Source organism: Pigmentiphaga sp. YJ18 (genome assembly GCF_038066655.1).
In the GTDB taxonomy this organism is placed as follows: Bacteria; Pseudomonadota; Gammaproteobacteria; order Burkholderiales; family Burkholderiaceae_B; genus Pigmentiphaga.
The window spans coordinates 89,690-105,741 of the sequence record NZ_JBBUKU010000001.1 but is presented as its reverse complement, the minus strand read 5'-3'; the positions used below and the strand labels follow the sequence as shown (position 1 = coordinate 105,741).

The 16,052-nt window shown below is 67.5% G+C and carries 18 protein-coding genes; 10 read left to right on the top strand and 8 right to left on the bottom strand.

Annotation, left to right across the window (positions count from 1 at the left end; all coding sequences use genetic code 11):
* Positions 1-3: 3 nt before the first annotated feature.
* The 3 genes from WKR98_RS00525 to WKR98_RS00515 form a co-directional block, all read right to left on the bottom strand.
* Positions 4-1,467, bottom strand: a complete 1,464-nt coding sequence (locus WKR98_RS00525) for a GTPase domain-containing protein (RefSeq protein WP_341431719.1) — start codon at positions 1,465-1,467, stop codon at positions 4-6.
* A complete protein-coding gene (locus WKR98_RS00520) occupies positions 1,460-2,884 on the bottom strand; it encodes a DUF2868 domain-containing protein (protein ID WP_341431718.1) in 1,425 nt (474 codons plus the stop codon). The genes WKR98_RS00525 and WKR98_RS00520 overlap by 8 nt, the downstream gene beginning before the upstream one ends.
* A gap of 64 nt (positions 2,885-2,948) precedes the next feature.
* Entirely contained in the window at positions 2,949-3,995 is a 1,047-nt protein-coding gene (locus WKR98_RS00515) for a phosphate/phosphite/phosphonate ABC transporter substrate-binding protein (protein ID WP_341431717.1), read from the bottom strand.
* 131 nt (positions 3,996-4,126) lie between these two features.
* On the opposite strand from WKR98_RS00515, the gene WKR98_RS00510 reads away from it, so the two are divergent.
* Positions 4,127-4,912: a GntR family transcriptional regulator gene (locus WKR98_RS00510; protein ID WP_124691342.1), complete on the top strand. Its 786-nt coding sequence runs from the start codon at positions 4,127-4,129 to the stop codon at positions 4,910-4,912.
* On the opposite strand, the gene WKR98_RS00505 is transcribed toward WKR98_RS00510, so the two are convergent.
* Complete coding sequence (locus WKR98_RS00505; protein ID WP_341431716.1) at positions 4,896-5,879, bottom strand: ribokinase; 984 nt, start codon at positions 5,877-5,879, stop codon at positions 4,896-4,898. The genes WKR98_RS00510 and WKR98_RS00505 overlap by 17 nt on opposite strands.
* Before the next feature lie 186 nt (positions 5,880-6,065).
* Here WKR98_RS00505 and WKR98_RS00500 point away from each other — a divergent pair, with 186 nt between their 5' ends.
* Positions 6,066-6,236, top strand: a complete 171-nt coding sequence (locus WKR98_RS00500; RefSeq protein ID WP_161567942.1) for a hypothetical protein — start codon at positions 6,066-6,068, stop codon at positions 6,234-6,236.
* An 18-nt stretch (positions 6,237-6,254) separates the two neighbouring features.
* On the opposite strand, the gene WKR98_RS00495 is transcribed toward WKR98_RS00500, so the two are convergent.
* Positions 6,255-7,160: a LysR family transcriptional regulator gene (locus tag WKR98_RS00495; protein ID WP_124691340.1), complete on the bottom strand. Its 906-nt coding sequence runs from the start codon at positions 7,158-7,160 to the stop codon at positions 6,255-6,257.
* 115 nt (positions 7,161-7,275) lie between these two features.
* Between WKR98_RS00495 and WKR98_RS00490 the strand changes: the two genes are divergently transcribed.
* From WKR98_RS00490 to WKR98_RS00465, 6 genes are read left to right on the top strand one after another with little or no spacing between them, the layout of a single operon-like run.
* Positions 7,276-8,259: a 2Fe-2S iron-sulfur cluster-binding protein gene (locus tag WKR98_RS00490; RefSeq protein WP_341431715.1), complete on the top strand. Its 984-nt coding sequence runs from the start codon at positions 7,276-7,278 to the stop codon at positions 8,257-8,259.
* 44 nt (positions 8,260-8,303) lie between these two features.
* Entirely contained in the window at positions 8,304-9,563 is a 1,260-nt protein-coding gene (locus WKR98_RS00485) for an aromatic ring-hydroxylating dioxygenase subunit alpha (protein WP_124691338.1), read from the top strand.
* A 19-nt stretch (positions 9,564-9,582) separates the two neighbouring features.
* Positions 9,583-10,056 carry an aromatic-ring-hydroxylating dioxygenase subunit beta gene (locus WKR98_RS00480; RefSeq protein ID WP_124691337.1) on the top strand — a complete coding sequence of 158 codons (474 nt, stop codon included), beginning with the start codon at positions 9,583-9,585 and terminating at the stop codon, positions 10,054-10,056.
* A 7-nt stretch (positions 10,057-10,063) separates the two neighbouring features.
* Complete coding sequence (locus WKR98_RS00475) at positions 10,064-10,375, top strand: non-heme iron oxygenase ferredoxin subunit (protein WP_341431714.1); 312 nt, start codon at positions 10,064-10,066, stop codon at positions 10,373-10,375.
* Positions 10,376-10,407: 32 nt separating this feature from the next.
* Positions 10,408-10,785, top strand: a complete 378-nt coding sequence (locus WKR98_RS00470; RefSeq protein WP_124691335.1) for a chorismate mutase — start codon at positions 10,408-10,410, stop codon at positions 10,783-10,785.
* The gene (locus WKR98_RS00465; RefSeq protein ID WP_341431713.1) at positions 10,778-11,764 is read left to right on the top strand and encodes a Bug family tripartite tricarboxylate transporter substrate binding protein; all 987 of its coding nucleotides are present in this window, start codon (positions 10,778-10,780) and stop codon (positions 11,762-11,764) included. The genes WKR98_RS00470 and WKR98_RS00465 overlap by 8 nt, the downstream gene beginning before the upstream one ends.
* Before the next feature lie 26 nt (positions 11,765-11,790).
* Here the strand turns inward: WKR98_RS00465 and WKR98_RS00460 are convergent, their stop codons facing one another.
* Together WKR98_RS00460 and WKR98_RS00455 are read right to left on the bottom strand one after the other, a co-directional pair.
* Positions 11,791-12,099 (bottom strand): type II toxin-antitoxin system RelE/ParE family toxin, encoded by a 309-nt coding sequence (locus tag WKR98_RS00460; protein WP_124691333.1) that lies wholly within the window; start codon positions 12,097-12,099, stop codon positions 11,791-11,793.
* Between the two features lie 4 nt (positions 12,100-12,103).
* Positions 12,104-12,559: an antitoxin PaaA2 family protein gene (locus WKR98_RS00455; protein WP_341431712.1), complete on the bottom strand. Its 456-nt coding sequence runs from the start codon at positions 12,557-12,559 to the stop codon at positions 12,104-12,106.
* Positions 12,560-12,736: 177 nt separating this feature from the next.
* Between WKR98_RS00455 and WKR98_RS00450 the strand changes: the two genes are divergently transcribed.
* Positions 12,737-13,396, top strand: a complete 660-nt coding sequence (locus WKR98_RS00450; protein ID WP_161567941.1) for a TetR/AcrR family transcriptional regulator — start codon at positions 12,737-12,739, stop codon at positions 13,394-13,396.
* Here the strand turns inward: WKR98_RS00450 and WKR98_RS00445 are convergent.
* On the bottom strand, positions 13,389-14,315 hold the full coding sequence (locus WKR98_RS00445; protein WP_341431711.1) for an NAD(P)H-dependent flavin oxidoreductase: 927 nt from the start codon (positions 14,313-14,315) through the stop codon (positions 13,389-13,391). The two genes, WKR98_RS00450 and WKR98_RS00445, sit on opposite strands and share 8 nt — an antisense overlap.
* Positions 14,316-14,485: 170 nt before the next feature.
* Between WKR98_RS00445 and WKR98_RS00440 the strand changes: the two genes are divergently transcribed.
* Positions 14,486-16,048, top strand: coding sequence for an AMP-binding protein (locus tag WKR98_RS00440; RefSeq protein WP_341431710.1), 1,563 nt, complete (start codon positions 14,486-14,488; stop codon positions 16,046-16,048).
* The last annotated feature ends 4 nt before the right edge of the window (positions 16,049-16,052 follow it).

Genomic DNA, 16,052 nt, shown 5'->3' with positions numbered 1-16,052 from the left:
GCGTCAGCGCGAGGACGCGAGCGCCGCGGGATAGAGCTTGCGCAGGATCTGCTGGCAGGCGTCTTCCAGCACCTTCGTCAATTCCTCGATCGCGGGCTGCGGCTCGGCTTCCTGGCGGGCGCGGGCCCAGATGCGCTGCAGCGCGGCGTCCCGGGCCTGGACCACGTCCATGACTTCGTCGCGCCAGAACGCCGGCGCCTCGCCTTCGACGTAGTCGCCCCGGCCCCGGCCGAAGTGGATGATGGCGAGATAGCGCAGCAGGTCGGCCACCACCAGCGCGTGCAGGAATTCGTCGGTCAGGCGGGCCGTGGCGTGGTCGGCGCCCTTGGCCTTGTTGATCCCCCATGCCGCGCCGGCGAAAGTAGCCGCGCCGACGACGGCGCCCACCAGCATGCCGCCGCCCAGGGTCAGGCCGCCGGCCAGCAGGTCGGCCGACGCGCCGGTGGCGGCGCCCGACGCGATGGCGCCCAGCAGCCCAGCCTGTTTCACGTCGACCGGCGCGCTGAAGGCGAAGTTCTCGCGCAACCGCTGGTTCAGCGGGGCCGCCGCGCTGCCCTGGAGTCCGTGCAGCGCCAGCAGCCGGGCCGTGGTTTGGGCGCCGGCGCGCGACAGGCGCGTGGTGATGGCGGCCATGGCCGCTTCTCGCGAGCTTTCCGACGCGGACCGGGCCAGACCCAGGGTGCCCAGCGCCGACCGGATCGCCGAGGCAGCGCCCACGGCTTCGGCATCGCGGGCCGCCTCGACGATCTGGCGGGCGATCAGATCCATGGACTGCTGGAAGCGGTCGAGATTGCGCTTGTCCCAGGCCGCCGCCAGCCGGGCGCTGCCGGGCTGCGCGGCCGCCGGCAGGCAGGCGCGGATGGCGTCGAACAGCACGCGTTCGTGTACCCAGCTGCGGGCGAAGGCGTCCAGCGGCACGACGTTGCGCACCACGCCGTAGGGCCGCAGGTGGTCCGTCCAGCGCGAGACGTCCTGCTGTTCGCGGGCCGCGGGGCGAGGCGGGCCCATCTGGTTGAGCAGCACCACGACGGGCTTGCCCAGCCACTGGAGGATCTGCATCTCGGGCGCGACGTAGCCCGCGTCCTGCGGATCTTCCGAGGCGTTGACCAGATACAGCACCACGTCCGCGTTGTCGCGCGCGGCCTGCAGCGCGCGCTGGCTGAGCCAGAAGGCGCGGTCGCTGACCCGGTCCCACACCTCGGTCAGGAACCAGCCGACCGGGTTGCCCGCCATCTCCAGCCGCTTGGCCAGCCGCGCGGAATCGCCGAAGCCCGGTGTATCCCACAGGTACAGTTCGTCGCCGTCGGCGGTCGCGAGCAGGCGGTAGGCGTCGGCGGTCTGGGTGACGTGGGCCGCGTCGCGGACCTCGCCCACGTCCGCGCCCAGCAGGGTGCGGGCCAGCGTCGTCTTGCCGGCGTTGGTGTGGGAGACCAGGCAGAGCTGTATGCGGACGGGTTTGTCAGGCATCGGGGGGATGGAGCAGATCGACGAAGGTGACCGGCACCTTGTGCAGCGTGCCGAAATCCTGCCACAGGCGCCGGCGTTCTTCCAGGCGGCGGCCGGCGCCGGCCTGGCCGTCGAGGCGCGCCGCATAGGCCGACTGGTCGACGGCCAGCACGATCTTGCCGGGCAGGGCGCGCGCCAGGTGATCCAGGAAGGCGCCGTGGTTCTCGGCTTCGGGCGTGGCCGACAGGTTCACCAGCGCGGCGGTGACGGTCGCGCCTTCGTCCGTCGCGTCCGGCGCGGGCATGTCCTGAGGATCGGCACCGTAGTCCCAGCCGGGCATCACCGCCGCCTGGGCGGTGTCGCCCAGCATGGAGCGCGCCACCGCCTGCAATGCCTGGCCGCGCGCCGCGTCGACGGCGAAGCTGTAGGGAATCACGCGCAGGCGCAGCGGCACGGGGCTGAGCGAACCCAGCAGCTTGCGGTAGTAGGGCAGGCCCATGTCCAGGGGAAAGTCCGCGCGCAGGCGGGTTTCCTTCCAGCGGGCCATCGCCGCCAGCACCAGGCGGGGGATCACGACCACGATGGCCAGCAGCGCAGCGTACAGATGGACCCAGCGGGCGCCGCCCGGGACGAAGCCGGCGGCGTCGAAGCGCAGCGCGGCGATCTCCGCGGGCGTGAAGCCCGGCAGGCGGAACAGCCACGTCGCCGGGGCGAACAGCACGCTCAGGATCGCGTGCACCTGGCCGGCATCGAGGAAGGTGCTTTCCCAGCCAACGCGGTATTCGACGGTCAGGCCGCGCGCGTACAGCGACAGGGCAACGCCGGCGCCGAACAGCGCGGCGCACAGATGAAGAACGCGCTTGCCCCGCGCCTGGTGCAGCGGCGCCGCCAGCCGCTGCCAGTCGAGCGCGAAGCGCGCGCCGGCGGCGGCCAACGCGGGCGAGCCCCGGCGCCGGAGCCAGCCTTCCGGCAGCCTGGGCCGCGCGAACAGCGCCGCGCCCCGTCGCCGCAGCGGCGGTACCGCGAGGGAGACGGCCAGGATCGCGTACATCAGCAGATTCCAGCCCAGCACGCCCAGCAGCGGCGGCGACAACAGGTCCATGCGGTGGGGATTGGCGATGCGTTCGGTCAGCGCGCCGGCCAGGAAGGCCGCCAAGGGAAGCAGCCAGCCGGCCAGGGCGGCCAGGCGAGGAGGATGGCGTATGGCCTTGAGCGCCGGCGCGCGCCGTTCCAGCCCATCCAGCAGCAGGGCCGCGCGGGTTTGCAGGAAACTGCCGGCCGGGTCCCGTCCGGCGTCGCGGCCGCCTTGCAATCCGCACAGGTTGCGGGCGCTCAGGCTGGCCTCGCGGCGATCCTCGGCGCGCAGCAACTGGTGTTCGTCGTCGGTGGTTTCCAGGGCGTGGGCTAGCACCACGTCCCTGGCCGCTCGTTCGTCCATCGGCGTCCTGATCGGTTCTCCAAGCCGACAGACTATATAGGAATCGGCATCCGGGGGCAGGGCCCTAGTGCGACGTGTCGGCGGCGGACATCGCCTGGGCCTTGCGCCGTGGCGGCCGGTCCAGCGTCGCGCGCAGGGAGGCGTACTCGTGTTCGATGCGCGTCAGCCGCGTCTGCCGCGCGGCTTCGTCGGTCCAACTGCCCTGCAGCGCGCTTTGCCGATCGAAGCGGTACACGAGGCTGGCGTTGTCCAGCAGCGCGGCGTCGCCCGCGGGCTCGAATCCGGCAAGATCGTGCCGGGCCAATTGTTCCTGGCCCGGACGCGTCTGTTCCAATGAAGTCAGGTGGGCGGCCAGGCGCGCCCGCACGGATTCCGGCAGCGCGCGCCGGGCCACGACCAGCGGCGCGGGCAGCGGGTCCGATCGCCACAGCACCGCCAGCCGGCCGTATTCCATCGGAAAACGTTCCTTGAAGCGCGCCAGGTCGGAGCCGGTGGTCAGGCCCACGTCGGCTTCGCCGTTGGCGACCGCCAGCGCATTGGTCTGGTGGCTGCCCTGGACCTCGGTCGCGAAGAAGGCCTCCATGCGCAGCCCGCGCGGCAGGAACAACTGGAGCTGCGGCACCAGATAGCCCGAGAAGGACCGCACCTCGCCCCGCGCCAGGCGCCACTTGGCCGACAGGGCCAGCATCTGGTCCAGCGTGGCGGGCGCGGCGCCGCGCCGGGCGATGAGGACGGTGCGATGGCGGTCGGAGTCGGCGGGCAGCCCGCGGGCGATCACCGTCATGCCATAGCGGGTGACGGCGTCGATGGCCAGTTGGCCCGACAGCACCGCGAGGTCGATGTCGCCCCGCCGCAGGGCCGAGGCCATGGCGTCATAGGACGTCGGCGCGAGCAGCCGCGCCGGCTGGCCGAGCGCCCGCGACAGGTCCGTGACCAGGGGCACCCAGTCGTTGCGCGTTTCCAGCGGACCTTCGACCGGCAGCACGCCCAGCCTGAGCGACTGGCCGTGGACGGCGGAGGCGGCGGCCACCAGCCCCAGCGCCGCCAGGCGCAGCAGGGCGGGCGCCACGAACCGGGAAAGGCGCCGCGGCGGACGGCGAAAAACAGGCATGGGCGCGTCCTGATGAATCGGATCTGTGCTTATGGATTTATTTTTGGTATCTTGTTTTGCTGTAATTGGATTCTTTTTTTGTGTCCATTGCAAGGCGCGTCACAATATTCCCCTTCGAGCCCCTCCTGCCCATGCCCCTGCAAGCGCCCGCCCCGGCCGACCCGGTATTGGAGTTGCTGCTTTCGCGGCTGCGCCTGCACGACACCGTCACCACGCCGTACTACATCCAGTTGCAGCGCCAGATCCAGGCGTTGATAGACGGCGGCGACCTGCGCCCCGGCCACGGGCTGCCGTCCGAGCGCGTGCTGGCCCAGGCGCTGAACCTCAGCCGCACGACCATCAAGCGCTGCTATGACGCGCTGCGCGACGCCCAGGCGGTGGCCAGTTCGCAGGGGCGCGGCGGCACCGTGGTCAAGGCGGCTCCGCGCGTGTCGCCGGCCATGCAGCGGCTCAAGGGCTTCACCGAGGAAATGCGGGAACTGGGGTTGGAGCCCTCGGCCCGGGTGCTGGAGCGTGCCGTGGTCCAGGACCGCATGGTGGCGTCGATCTTCGGGCGGCCCTCGAATGCCGAGTTCCTGAAGCTGGTGCGCGTGCGCCTGGCCGACGACGCGCCCATGTCGCGCGAGGTCGCGTGGTACGACCTTGCCGTCGCGCCCGCGCTGGCGGCATGGGACGGCAAGGGCTCGGCGTACGCCTACCTGCGCGAACATTGCGGCATCGAACTGGCCTGGGCCGACCAGTCGGTCGAGGCCGTGCTCAGCTCGCCGCAGGAAGGCGAGGTCTTCGGTTTTTCCCAGCCCGGCCCCTGCCTGCTGCTGAAGCGGCGATCCCATTCGGTCCACAACACGCTGGTCGAATACGTGGAAGGCACGTTTCGCGGCGACGCCTACGTCTACCGGCTCAAGCTCCGGTCCTGAGCATGGCCTGGAGCCCGGCGTGATCGGGCAGCGAGGCCAGGATGCCGGCGTGGGCGACCGACCACGCACCACAGGCGCCGGCTGTTTTCAGCGCGTCCGCCATGTCCCTTCCACCGGCCAGCGCCCAGCAAAGGCCGGCGCTGAAGGCGTCGCCCGCGCCTATGGTCTTGACCGCGCGGGCGGGAATGGGCGCGGCCACGTGGTGCGTGCCGTCGCGATGCCACGCCGCGCTGCCCTGGTCTCCCAGCGTGACGACCAGCCAGCTCCCGGGCCAGCGCCGCCACAGCATGGGCAAGGCCGCCGCGATTCGGCGCAGCCGCTCGTTCCGGCCGGCTGGCAAGGGGCATTCCAGCAAGGACTGCGCTTCGCCGGCGTTCACGACCAGCACGTCGGTGCAGGCCAGGAGGTCGTCTGGCAGGGCCTGCCAGGGAGACGGATTCAGCACGGACAGGATCCCGTGCGCGCGGGCTCGCGCCAGCGCCGCGCACACCGTGTCGAGGGGGACTTCGAGCTGGGCATAGAGCAGCGCGGCCGAAGCGATGTCGCCTTCCGCCGCGGCGACCTGGTCCGTTCCCAGCGCCTCGTTGGCGCCGGGATGCACGACGATCTGGTTGTCGCCGTTGGCGTCGATGAACCCCGCGCCGTGGCCCGAGGGCTGGCCGCAGCGCAGGACCCGCCGGGTGTCCAGTCCTTCGCCGTGCAGCCATGACAGCAGGCGGTCGGCCGGGGCATCGTTGCCGATCGCCATCAGCAGGTCGACCCGGGCGCCCAGCCGATGGCATCCCACCGCCACGGCCAGGCCCTTGCCCGCCGCCTCGGCGACGAAGCCGCGGGCCCGCAGGGTCTCGCCCAACCGGGGCAACCGGTCCATTTCCCAGCAGCAGGCCTGCATGAAACTGCCCAGGACGACGATGCGCGGCGGCGTGTCGGACAGGCTCGGGGCCTCGTGTCGCGGGTGGCCTTTCATGGTCGAGCAAACCCCTCCTGCGCCGGCGAGCGTCTTGCATTACGACTTCGTAATGGTCTTTGGCGCCCGAATCGCGCGCATGGCGGGCGTGAGCGCCAAATGGCCCCTTTCCGGATAGTAACCGTCGCGACGGTTACGGCGGGGGTGCCGCCACTAGACTGGAAGTTCTCAATAGGAGGACTCGCCATGGCAACATTTCTGGTCTTTATCGGCATCATCGCGGCAACGGTGGCCGTCATATACATCCTGGTCAAGCTCCTGATGATGTTCAACGGCTCGGACAAGGATGAAGAGACCCGGCAGGATGCCACCCCCTCCAACCACCATCACGGCAAGGTGGAAACGGCCCGGAAATAGCGCGGGCCGCGCGCGGCCTTACTTGTCCGAGAACTCGTCGAAGATGAGGCCGCGCAGCCACTGGTTGGACGGTTCGCGGTGGAACTTCGCGTGCCAGAATAGATTGATGCCGATCCGGGGCAGCGCCACCGGATGGTTTACCGCGGTCAGGTTGAACGGTTCCAGGCACTCGTCCGCGTAGCGCTCGGGCACGGTGGCGATCATGTCGGTCGACCGCAGGATGTGGCCGACCGCCACGAAGTGCGGCACGGTCAGGCGCACCTTGCGCTGCACGCCTTTCTTCTTCATGAATTCATCGACGATGCCGTGCCCGGTGCCGGCCGATACCGCCACCACGTGGTCGGCCTTGCGGAACGCGTCCAGCGTCAGCTTGCGGCCGTCCAGTTCGTGGCCGCGCCGGAACATGCAGACGTAGTTCTGCGTGAACAGGCGGCGCTGGAAGAACCCGGCATTGAGCTGCGGCAGCAGCCCGATGGCCAGGTCCACGTGGCCGGCTTCCATTTCATCCCTGAGGTTGACCGTGGTGTTGCGTACCGTGTTGATCGACACGCCGGGCGCGATCCGGGCGGTAGCCTCCATCAGCCTGGGCAGGAAATAGATCTCGCCGATGTCCGTCATGCCTACCGTGAAGGTGCGGCTGCTGCTGGCCGGATCGAAGCTGCTGCGGAAGTTCAGCGTGTCCTGGATGGTGCCGAGCGCATAGGCGATCGGCTCGGCCAGTTGCCGCGCATAGGGCGTGGGTTCCATGCCGCGGGTGGTGCGCAGGAACAGGTCGTCGCCCAGCAGCTTGCGCAGCCGGTTGAGCGCGTTGCTGACGGCAGGCTGCGTCAGCCCGAGCTTCTGGGCCGCGCCGGACACCTTGCGTTCCATCAGCATTTGGTTGAAAACGACCAGCAGATTCAGGTCGATGTCTTTCAGTTCCATGGGGCCACCATTCACGCTGGTGATTGAGTCTATTCACGATATTCTATATATAAATAATTGACCCGTTCCTATACTTTCGTCGACGAAACCAACTACTCCAAGACGCGAGACACACATGGAATTGGTCGTTCAGCCCATGGGCCGCTCGCTGGCGGTGGAGCCAGGCGCGAATCTGCTGCAGACCCTGCGCAGCAACGACGTGCCGGTGTCCTACAGCTGCATGGCCGGCCGTTGCGGCACCTGTCGATGCAAGGTGCTGGACGGCGGCGTGCTGGAGTCGGGCCGCGAGGCCAAACTCACCAATCCGCACGATGGCCGCTACGTGCTGGCCTGCATGAGCGTGCTGACGGACAACTGCACCATCGAAATCCCCGAGGTCGACGAACTGGTGGTGCATCCGGCCAAGGTGCTCAAGGCTTCCGTGGCCAGCGTCGAGGCCGTCACCCACGATATCCGCCGCGTGGTCCTGCGATCGGCCAAGACGCTGGAATTCTCGCCCGGCCAGTACGCGACGCTGCAATTCACGCCCGAGCACATCCGGCCGTATTCCATGGCCTGCCTGAGCGGCAACGAACTGGAGTTCCACGTGCGGGTGGTGCCCGGCGGCCGCGTCTCGGGCTACATCGACACCCAATTGAAAGCAGGCGACCAGGTGCGCGTCAGCGGCCCGCTAGGCACGGCCTACCTGCGCCGCAAGCACGCCGGCCCGATGCTGTGCGTGGCCGGCGGAACCGGGCTGGCGCCCGTGCTGTCCATCGTGCGCGGCGCGCTCGAGGCGGGCATGCGCAACGACATCCACCTGTACTTCGGCGTGCGTTCCGAGCAGGACGTCTATGGCAAATCCTGGCTCGACGAGCTGGCGGCCCGGCATGACAATCTGCACGTGCACGTCGTCGTGGCGGCCGGGGCCGAATTGCCGGGACACCGCAGCGGCCTGGTGACGGACGCGGTCGACGCCGACTGGGCCGGCCTGTCGGGCTGGCGCGCCTACCTGTGCGGGGCGCCGCCCATGGTCGACGCCGCCACGCTGGTGCTGGCGCGCAAGGGGCTGTCCGCCGACCACGTCTACGCCGACGCATTCTACGCAAGCAGCGATTGACCGCGCCCGCGCGCGATCCCAACCATCACGACAAGGAGGCAAGCATGGGCGAAACCACCGTTTTCCCGCGCGAACTCGAATGGAAGGACAGCGGTTCCAGCCGCATCCCGTTCTGGGCCTATACCGACGAGTCGCTCTACAAGAAGGAGCTGGAACGCTTCTTTTATTCGGGCCATTGGAACTACATCGGCCTGGAGGCCGAGATTCCCAATCCGGGCGACTTCAAGCGCACCGTGGTGGGCGAGCGCTCGGTCATCATGACCCGCGCCGAGGACGAGACCATCCACGTGATCGAGAACGTCTGCGCGCACCGTGGCATGCAGTTCTGCCGCGAACGCAGCGGCAACCGCAAGGAACTCGTCTGTCCCTACCACCAGTGGAACTACACGCTGAAGGGCGACCTGCAGGGCGTGCCGTTCCGGCGCGGGGTCAAGCAGGGCGGCAAGGTCAATGGCGGCATGCCGGCCGACTTCAAGACCGCCGACAACAACCTGAACAAGCTCAAGGTCGCCACCCGGGGCGGCGTCGTGTTCGCCTCGTTCGACCATGACGTGCCGTCGCTGGAGGAATTCCTGGGGCCGGTCATCCTGGGCTACTTCGACCGCCTGTTCAACGGCCGCAAGCTCAAGCTGCTGGGCTACAACCGCCAGCGCATCCCGGGCAACTGGAAGCTGATGCAGGAGAACATCAAGGACCCGTACCATCCGGGGCTGCTGCATACCTGGTTCATCACCTACGGTCTCTGGCGCGCCGACAACAAGTCCGAGCTGAAGATGGACGACCGGTTCCGCCACGCCGCCATGATCTCCACGCGCGGCTCGGCGGGCGTGAAGTCCGAGGTCACCGCCGGCGTGACCAGCTTCAAGGAAACGATGGAGATCAACGACAAGCGCCTGCTCGACATCGTCCACGAGCCGTGGTGGGGCGAGCCCACCGCCGTGATGATGACGATCTTCCCCAGCGTGATCTTCCAGCAGCAGGTCAACAGCGTTTCCACACGGCACATCCAGCCGAACGGGCATGGTTCGTTCGACTTCGTCTGGACGCACTTCGCCTTCGACGACGACACGCCGGAGATGATCCAGCGCCGCCTGGTCCAGGCCAACCTGTTCGGCCCGGCGGGTTTCGTGTCGGCCGACGACGGCGAGGTCATCGAGTTCTCGCAAAGCGGTTTCGAGCAGAAGCCCTACCACCGCGCGCTGGCGGAGCTGGGCGGAACCGGCGTCGAGAACACGGACCACATGGTGACCGAGACGCTGATCCGCGGCATGTACGAATACTGGCGCAAAGTGATGGATGTCTGAGGGGCCTGGAGAAACGAACATGAACGATTTGCAGACCTACCTGGAAGTGGTCCGCCTGCATGCCGACTACGCGGCGGTCGTGGACAGCCGGCAATGGGCGGAGTGGCCCGACTTCTTCCTGGACGAGTGCGAGTACAAGATCCAGCCGCGCGAGAACTTCGACCGCGGGCTGCCGCTGGCCACGCTCTACCTGATCAGCAAGGGCATGCTGAAGGACCGCGTCTACGGCATCAGCGAGACCCTGTTCCACGATCCCTATTACCAGCGGCACGTGTGCGGCCTGCCCCGCATCCTGAAGGACGAGGGCGGCGAGCTGCACGTGGAGGCGAACTACGCCGTGTTCCGCACCAAGCTGACCGGCGAGTCCACGGTGTTCAACGTGGGCCGCTACATCGACCGCATCCGGCGCACCCCCGAGGGACTGAAGTTCGCGTCGCGCGTGTGCGTGTTCGATACCGAGATGATTCCCAATTCCCTGATCTATCCGATTTGAGGTGACCATGGCAGACTGGACCGATGTGGCGGCGACGGATGACGTGCCGGAAGACGACGTGATCGGCGTGCAGGCGGCGGGCAAGGACCTGGCGCTGTACAGCGTGGAAGGAGAGTTCTACGCTACCGACAACATTTGTACGCACGGCCACGCACGTTTGTGCGATGGCTTCCTGGAGGGCGCCGAGATCGAATGCCCGTTGCACCAGGGCCGCTTCGACGTGCGCAACGGCAAGGCGATGTGCGCGCCGTTGACCGAAGACATCAAGACCTACCCTCTCAAGGTCGAGGGCGGACGCATCTGGCTGCAACTGAGCTAGCCCGATGCGGTACTTGCGACAAGGAGACATGCATGCAGGAGCCTGACCAGGCCGGCCGCCCGCTACGGGCCTATACCGATCCGGCCTATCGCCCGCTGTGCGCGACGCTGGCCGAGGTCCGCGCCAACATCGACCGGCTCGACGACGAGATCGTGGCGCTGCTGGCGCAGCGCGCCATGTACGTGAAGGATGCCGCGCGCTTCAAGAAGGACGCCTTCCAGGTCAGCGCCCCGGCGCGCCAGGCCGAGGTGTTCGCCAAGGTGCGCGCGCTGGCCACCCGCCACAACCGGGGGTTCGAGGGCCTGGAGGACGTGGTGGATGCCGGCTACCGGGCATTGGTGGCTGCGTTCATCGCCGTCGAGCAGAAGTATCACGACAGAATGACCAGTACGGAGGACGGACATGCATAAGGAATGGAAGCGCGCCGCGGCGCGAGGAATGATGGCCGCGCTGGTGGCCTGCGCGCTGCCGCTCGCGGCCCAGGCGCAGGCCTGGCCGGCCCGTCCGCTGAAACTGATCGTGCCGTTCGGACCCGGCTCCAGCCCCGACCAGGTCGCGCGCGTGGTGGGCGATCGCCTGGGCGGCCTCCTGGGCCAGACCGTGGTGGTCGAGAACCGCCCCGGCGCCAGCGGCAACATCGGCACCAACGCCATCGCCAAGGCGCCGCCCGACGGCTACACCTTCGGCGTGTCGATTACCGGCCCGCTGGTCAACAACACGGTGCTGTTCGACTCGCTGCCCTACGATCCCGCCAAGGACATCGCGCCGCTGACGCTGGCGGTGCACCAGCCCAACGTGCTGGTGGTGCCGGCCGCGTCGGGCATCGCCAACGTGGCGCAACTGCTGGATACGCTGAAGAAGAACCCCGACAAGTACAACTTCCCGTCCACCGGCGCCGGCACGGTCTCGCACCTGTCGGTGGAGCTGATGCTGCAGCAGATCGGCGCCAAGGCGGTGCACGCGCCTTATCCTTCGTCTCCGGCCGCGCTGACCTCGCTGCTGTCCGGCGACACCCAGTTCGCCGCGCTGCCGCCCATCGCCGTCATGCCCATGGTGAAGGACGGCCGGCTCAAGGCCCTGGCGGTGACCTCGTCCAAGCGTTCGGCCCTGCTGCCCGACATCCCGACCCTGAGCGAAGCCGGCGTGCCCGGCATCGAGGGGTCGGCCTGGATAGGCTTCGTGATTTCGTCCAAGGTGCCGGCCGACATCCAGAAGAAGCTGTCGGATGCGCTGATCACCGCGCTGAAGGACCCCGAGGTCGGCAAGAAGCTCGAGACGCAGTACATGGAGCCCGCCGCCACGACGCCGCAGGAGTTCCGCCGCTACATGGACGACGAGCTCAAGCGCTGGGCGCCGTTGATCAGGAAGCTGGGGTTGAAGGGGCAATAGCGGTCATGCCGTCGGGCTGGACAAGGTCAGGGGAACATCTGCGCCGTATGCTTGAGCCTCAGGATTTCCGCGATGCGAGCCTTGGCCTGTATACGGTAAAAAACGATGTAGTGCCGATGCACTACCAGTTCCCTCACGAAGCCAGGCAGGCCCGGCCTGCCGGTACGGCCGCTCTTGGGGTGCTGCGCGAGCAGCAAGGTCTTATCGCGTAGTTCCCGGCCGAACGCCAACGCTTCGGCCGGACTGTCCTGGGCAATGTAGTCGATGATGCTTTCGAGGTCTGCCTCGGCCAGGGGGCGCCAGAGGATTTGGTAAAGCGGTGTCGTCTTCGACATTGGTTCAGGAGCGTTTTGCTGCTGCCGTCTTGTGGCGGGCGACGCGGGTTTCCATCCTGGTCATGATGTCATCGTGCGGGGTGCTCGGCCGCGGATCGTCGATGGCCGCCTGGATCTCGTCGGCTATCCATGAGTTATAGGCGGCCGCTTCGTGGGCCTTGCGCAGCGCTTGAGCGCGGCCGTCGCTGGAGCGGGCGACCGGTTCGCGAGCTGCTGGATCCCATTCGCTGGCATCGAAGCGGCCCATAGTAATGCCCGCGATGCGCAGGACGTTCAATGCTGCGGCCAGGTTGCTGAAACGCCGGGGTTCGCTGCTGCGCGCCTTGGTCAATACGGCGTCAGATCCGTTGCGTGTCGATATCTGGACAAGGAAGGCGCCGCCTTGTCCTTTCAGTGTCACGTCGGTAACGCCGCCGACCTCGCTGACAGTGCGAAGCTGCTCAAGGGTCATGCTTAGCATGGCGTTCTCCTGAAGTGAAGGAAATCAATAACTATTGTGCAGAGTTTATTGATTTCATGCAATTTCAGGACGAGAAGTATCACCCGTGAACTGGCGGGCATGTTGCAAAATAGGAGCCGGCATCACACAAGCCGGCCCGCCGCGCATGCCGGGGATCATCAGGATGGCTCATCGCATATGAAGAACGAGACTGGAACGAAGCGCAAGCCTCAGGCCGAGCCGGAGAAGGCGGCAAACCCGAAGCCGGGCCGGCGCACGGCGTCGGCGCGAGGCGTCAAGACCGACCTGCAGCGGGCCGATTGGGTGCGCGCAGGCCTGCGCGTGCTGGCGCAATCCGGGGTGGACGCCGTGTTGATCCCACGCCTGGCCACGGATCTGGGAGTGACCAAGGGCAGCTTTTATTGGCATTTCGAATCGCGCGACGACCTGCTGCTCGCGCTGATCGAGGAGTGGAAGCAGCACGCCACCCTGCGCGTGATCGAGATCGTCGAAAGCGCGTCTACGTCCGCTCAGGAAAAAATCCGCCTGATCGCCTTCATCGGCACCAACTCGCCCATCGACGAATTCGGCGGCGCCATCGAACTGGCCGTGCGCAACTGGGCCCGGACGAATCCCGCCGTGCGCAGCGCCGTGGCCGACGTCGACCAGCAGCGGCTGACCTACCTGACCAGCTTGTATGCCGAGATGGGCGCCAAGGTCGATCCGGAACTGCTGGCCTGCCTGCACTATAGTTTTTCGACGGGCCTGCGCCTGATCTTCGCCTACCCCGAGCAGCAGAAACTGGCGATGCGGCAGGCCGCGCTCGACACCATTTTCTTCCCTTCGCCCGTCAAGTAGCCCGCCCGGCCAAGCGTTCGAGATCAGCCAGGGCCTGGGCATATTCGGCCGCCAGTCCATCGACGATGGCGGCGGTGGATGCGATCTCAGCGACCGCGCCCACGCCCTGGCCGGCGCTCCAGACGTCGCGCCATGCCTTGGCCTCGCCGCTGTCCGCCCGCTTGCCGAATGAAAAACTGCGGCGTTCGCGTGACGCCAGCGTGTCGATGTCGACTCCCGCCGCCTCGAAACTGCGGACGAGGTAGTTGGCGGGCAGCCCCGTGACCGCATCGCTGCAGACGATGTCGGCCGCCGTCGCATCCACCACCATGTTCTTGTAAGACGACTGGGCGTTGGCCTCGTGCGAGGCGATGAAGCGTGTGCCGATGTAGGCCAGGTCGGCTCCCATTGCCTGTGCGGCCAGCACCTGGCGGCCTTCGGCGATGCACCCCGACAGCACGATGAGCCCATCGAAGAAACGCCTCGCCTCCGCGGTGAACGCCATCGGATTGATGCTGCCGGTATGTCCGCCGGCCCCCGCGCAAACGAGGATCAGGCCATCGACGCCGGCATCGACGGCCTTGCGCGCATGGCGCAGCGTCGAGACGTCGTGCAGCACGATGCCACCGTAGGCGTGTACGCGCTCGACCACGTCGCCGGGCGGATTCAGGCTCGTGATGACGATGGGGACCGCGTGCCTGCATACGACGTCCAGATCGTGCGCGAGGCGCGGATTGCTGGGGTGGACGATGAGATTGACCGCGTAGGGGGCAGCGGGCCATGGCGGCGAGCCGCGGTTCCATTCATCTATCTGCGCCTGCACATGGGAGAGCCAGAGCGACAGCTCGCTTTCCGGGCGCGCGTTCAAGGATGGGAAGGCTCCGATGATGCCCGCCTTGCATTGCTCCGCCACCAGTTCCTTCGACGAGACGATGAACATGGGTGAGCCCATCGCGGGGATGCGCAGGCGCCATGGATGAGTAACGCGGTGCGATCGCGGACGGGGCGTGTTCAAGGGTTTCTCCCAGGGTTGACGGTCATGGGGGCGTTCAATAGAGTAGCTTCCATACCGACCAGTATGGAACGGAATCCAGTTCAAGGCAAGAAGCGATGACGAGCTCCGACCACTCCTTTGGCCCAGCATCCGGTCACGCGTCGATCGGCGAACGCAGCGTTGCGCTGCGCTCGCTCTGGTCTCGCGGCGCGCGTCTGGCGCAGGGCCTGCGCGAGGGAGGCGTCAGGGAAGGCGACGCGCTCGCGATACTGATGCGCAACGACCTCTGCTTCCTTGAGTCCATGATCGCCGCCAGCCTGCTCGGGGCCTATGCGGTGCCCATCAACTGGCACCAGAAAGCGGACGAATCGGCATTCATCCTTGCCGATGCGGCGGCGCCGGTACTGCTGGCCCATGCGGATCTGCTGGCGGGGATGGGCGGGGCGATACCACGCGGCGTGCGGGTCATCGCCAGTCCCACGCCGCCCGAGATCCAGCGGGCCTACGGGTTGGACGCCGGATGCTGTGCCGTGCCTTCCGGGGTGGAGAGCCTGGAGCAAGTGATCGCGGCCCATGGCGAGCTGGAGGATCGCTCCGCGGCGGGTACTCGCGGCAGCATCATCTATACCAGCGGAACCACGGGGCGGCCCAAGGGGGTGCGGCGCGCGGCGCTCGAGCCGGACGCGGCCCGCCGCTTCGCGGCGCTGTCGCAGCAATGGTTCGACCTGCGTCCCGGCGTGCGTACCGTCATGGCCGGCCCCATGTATCACAGCGCGCCCAACACCTATACCCGGTCGGTCCTGAATTCGGGAGGCAGCATCGCATTGATGCCGAGATTCGATGCCGAGGAATTGCTGGCGTTGATCGAGCGCGAGCGCATCACCCACCTGCACCTGGTTCCCACCATGTTCGTGCGGCTGCTTCGCCTGCCCGAGGCGGTCAGGGCGCGCCATGACCTGAGTTCGCTGGAGTTCGTCATCCACGGCGCGGCGCCCTGTGCCCGCGAGATCAAGCAGGCCATGATCGATTGGTGGGGGCCGGTCATCCACGAGTACTACGGGGCGACGGAAACCGGCATGGCCAGCCGCAGTTCGTCCGAGGAGTGGCTGGCCCGGCCAGGAACCCTCGGCCGGGCCTGGCCGGGACGGGAGCTGCGTGTCTATGGCGAGAATGGCGAGCGCCTTGGCGCCGGGCAGATCGGCGAGATCTACGTGGGACTGCAAGGGGTGCCCAACTTCACCTACCTGAACGCCGACGCGCAGCGGGTCCAGGTCGACCGCGACGGGCTGGTTACCAACGGCGACATCGGCTATCTGGACGAAGACGGCTACCTGTTCCTGGTCGATCGGAAGAAGGACATGGTCATTTCCGGTGGCGTGAACATCTATCCCGCCGAGATCGAATGCGCGCTGGCCGAGCACGAGGGCGTGGCCGACAGCGCGGTGATCGGCGTGCCCGATGCCGAGTACGGGGAAAGGCTGGTGGCCTTCGTGCTGCCGTCCGATGGCCTTGCCCTGTCGGAAGACGCGCTGCGCGGCTTCCTGAAGAGCAAGCTGGCGAATTTCAAGGTTCCCCGGGAGTTCGTCTTCGTCGATGAGCTTCCCCGGGACGACTCCGGCAAGCTGATGAAGCGCAAGTTGCGCGATCCCTATTGGGCCGGGCGGGCGGCGGCCATCTGAACGA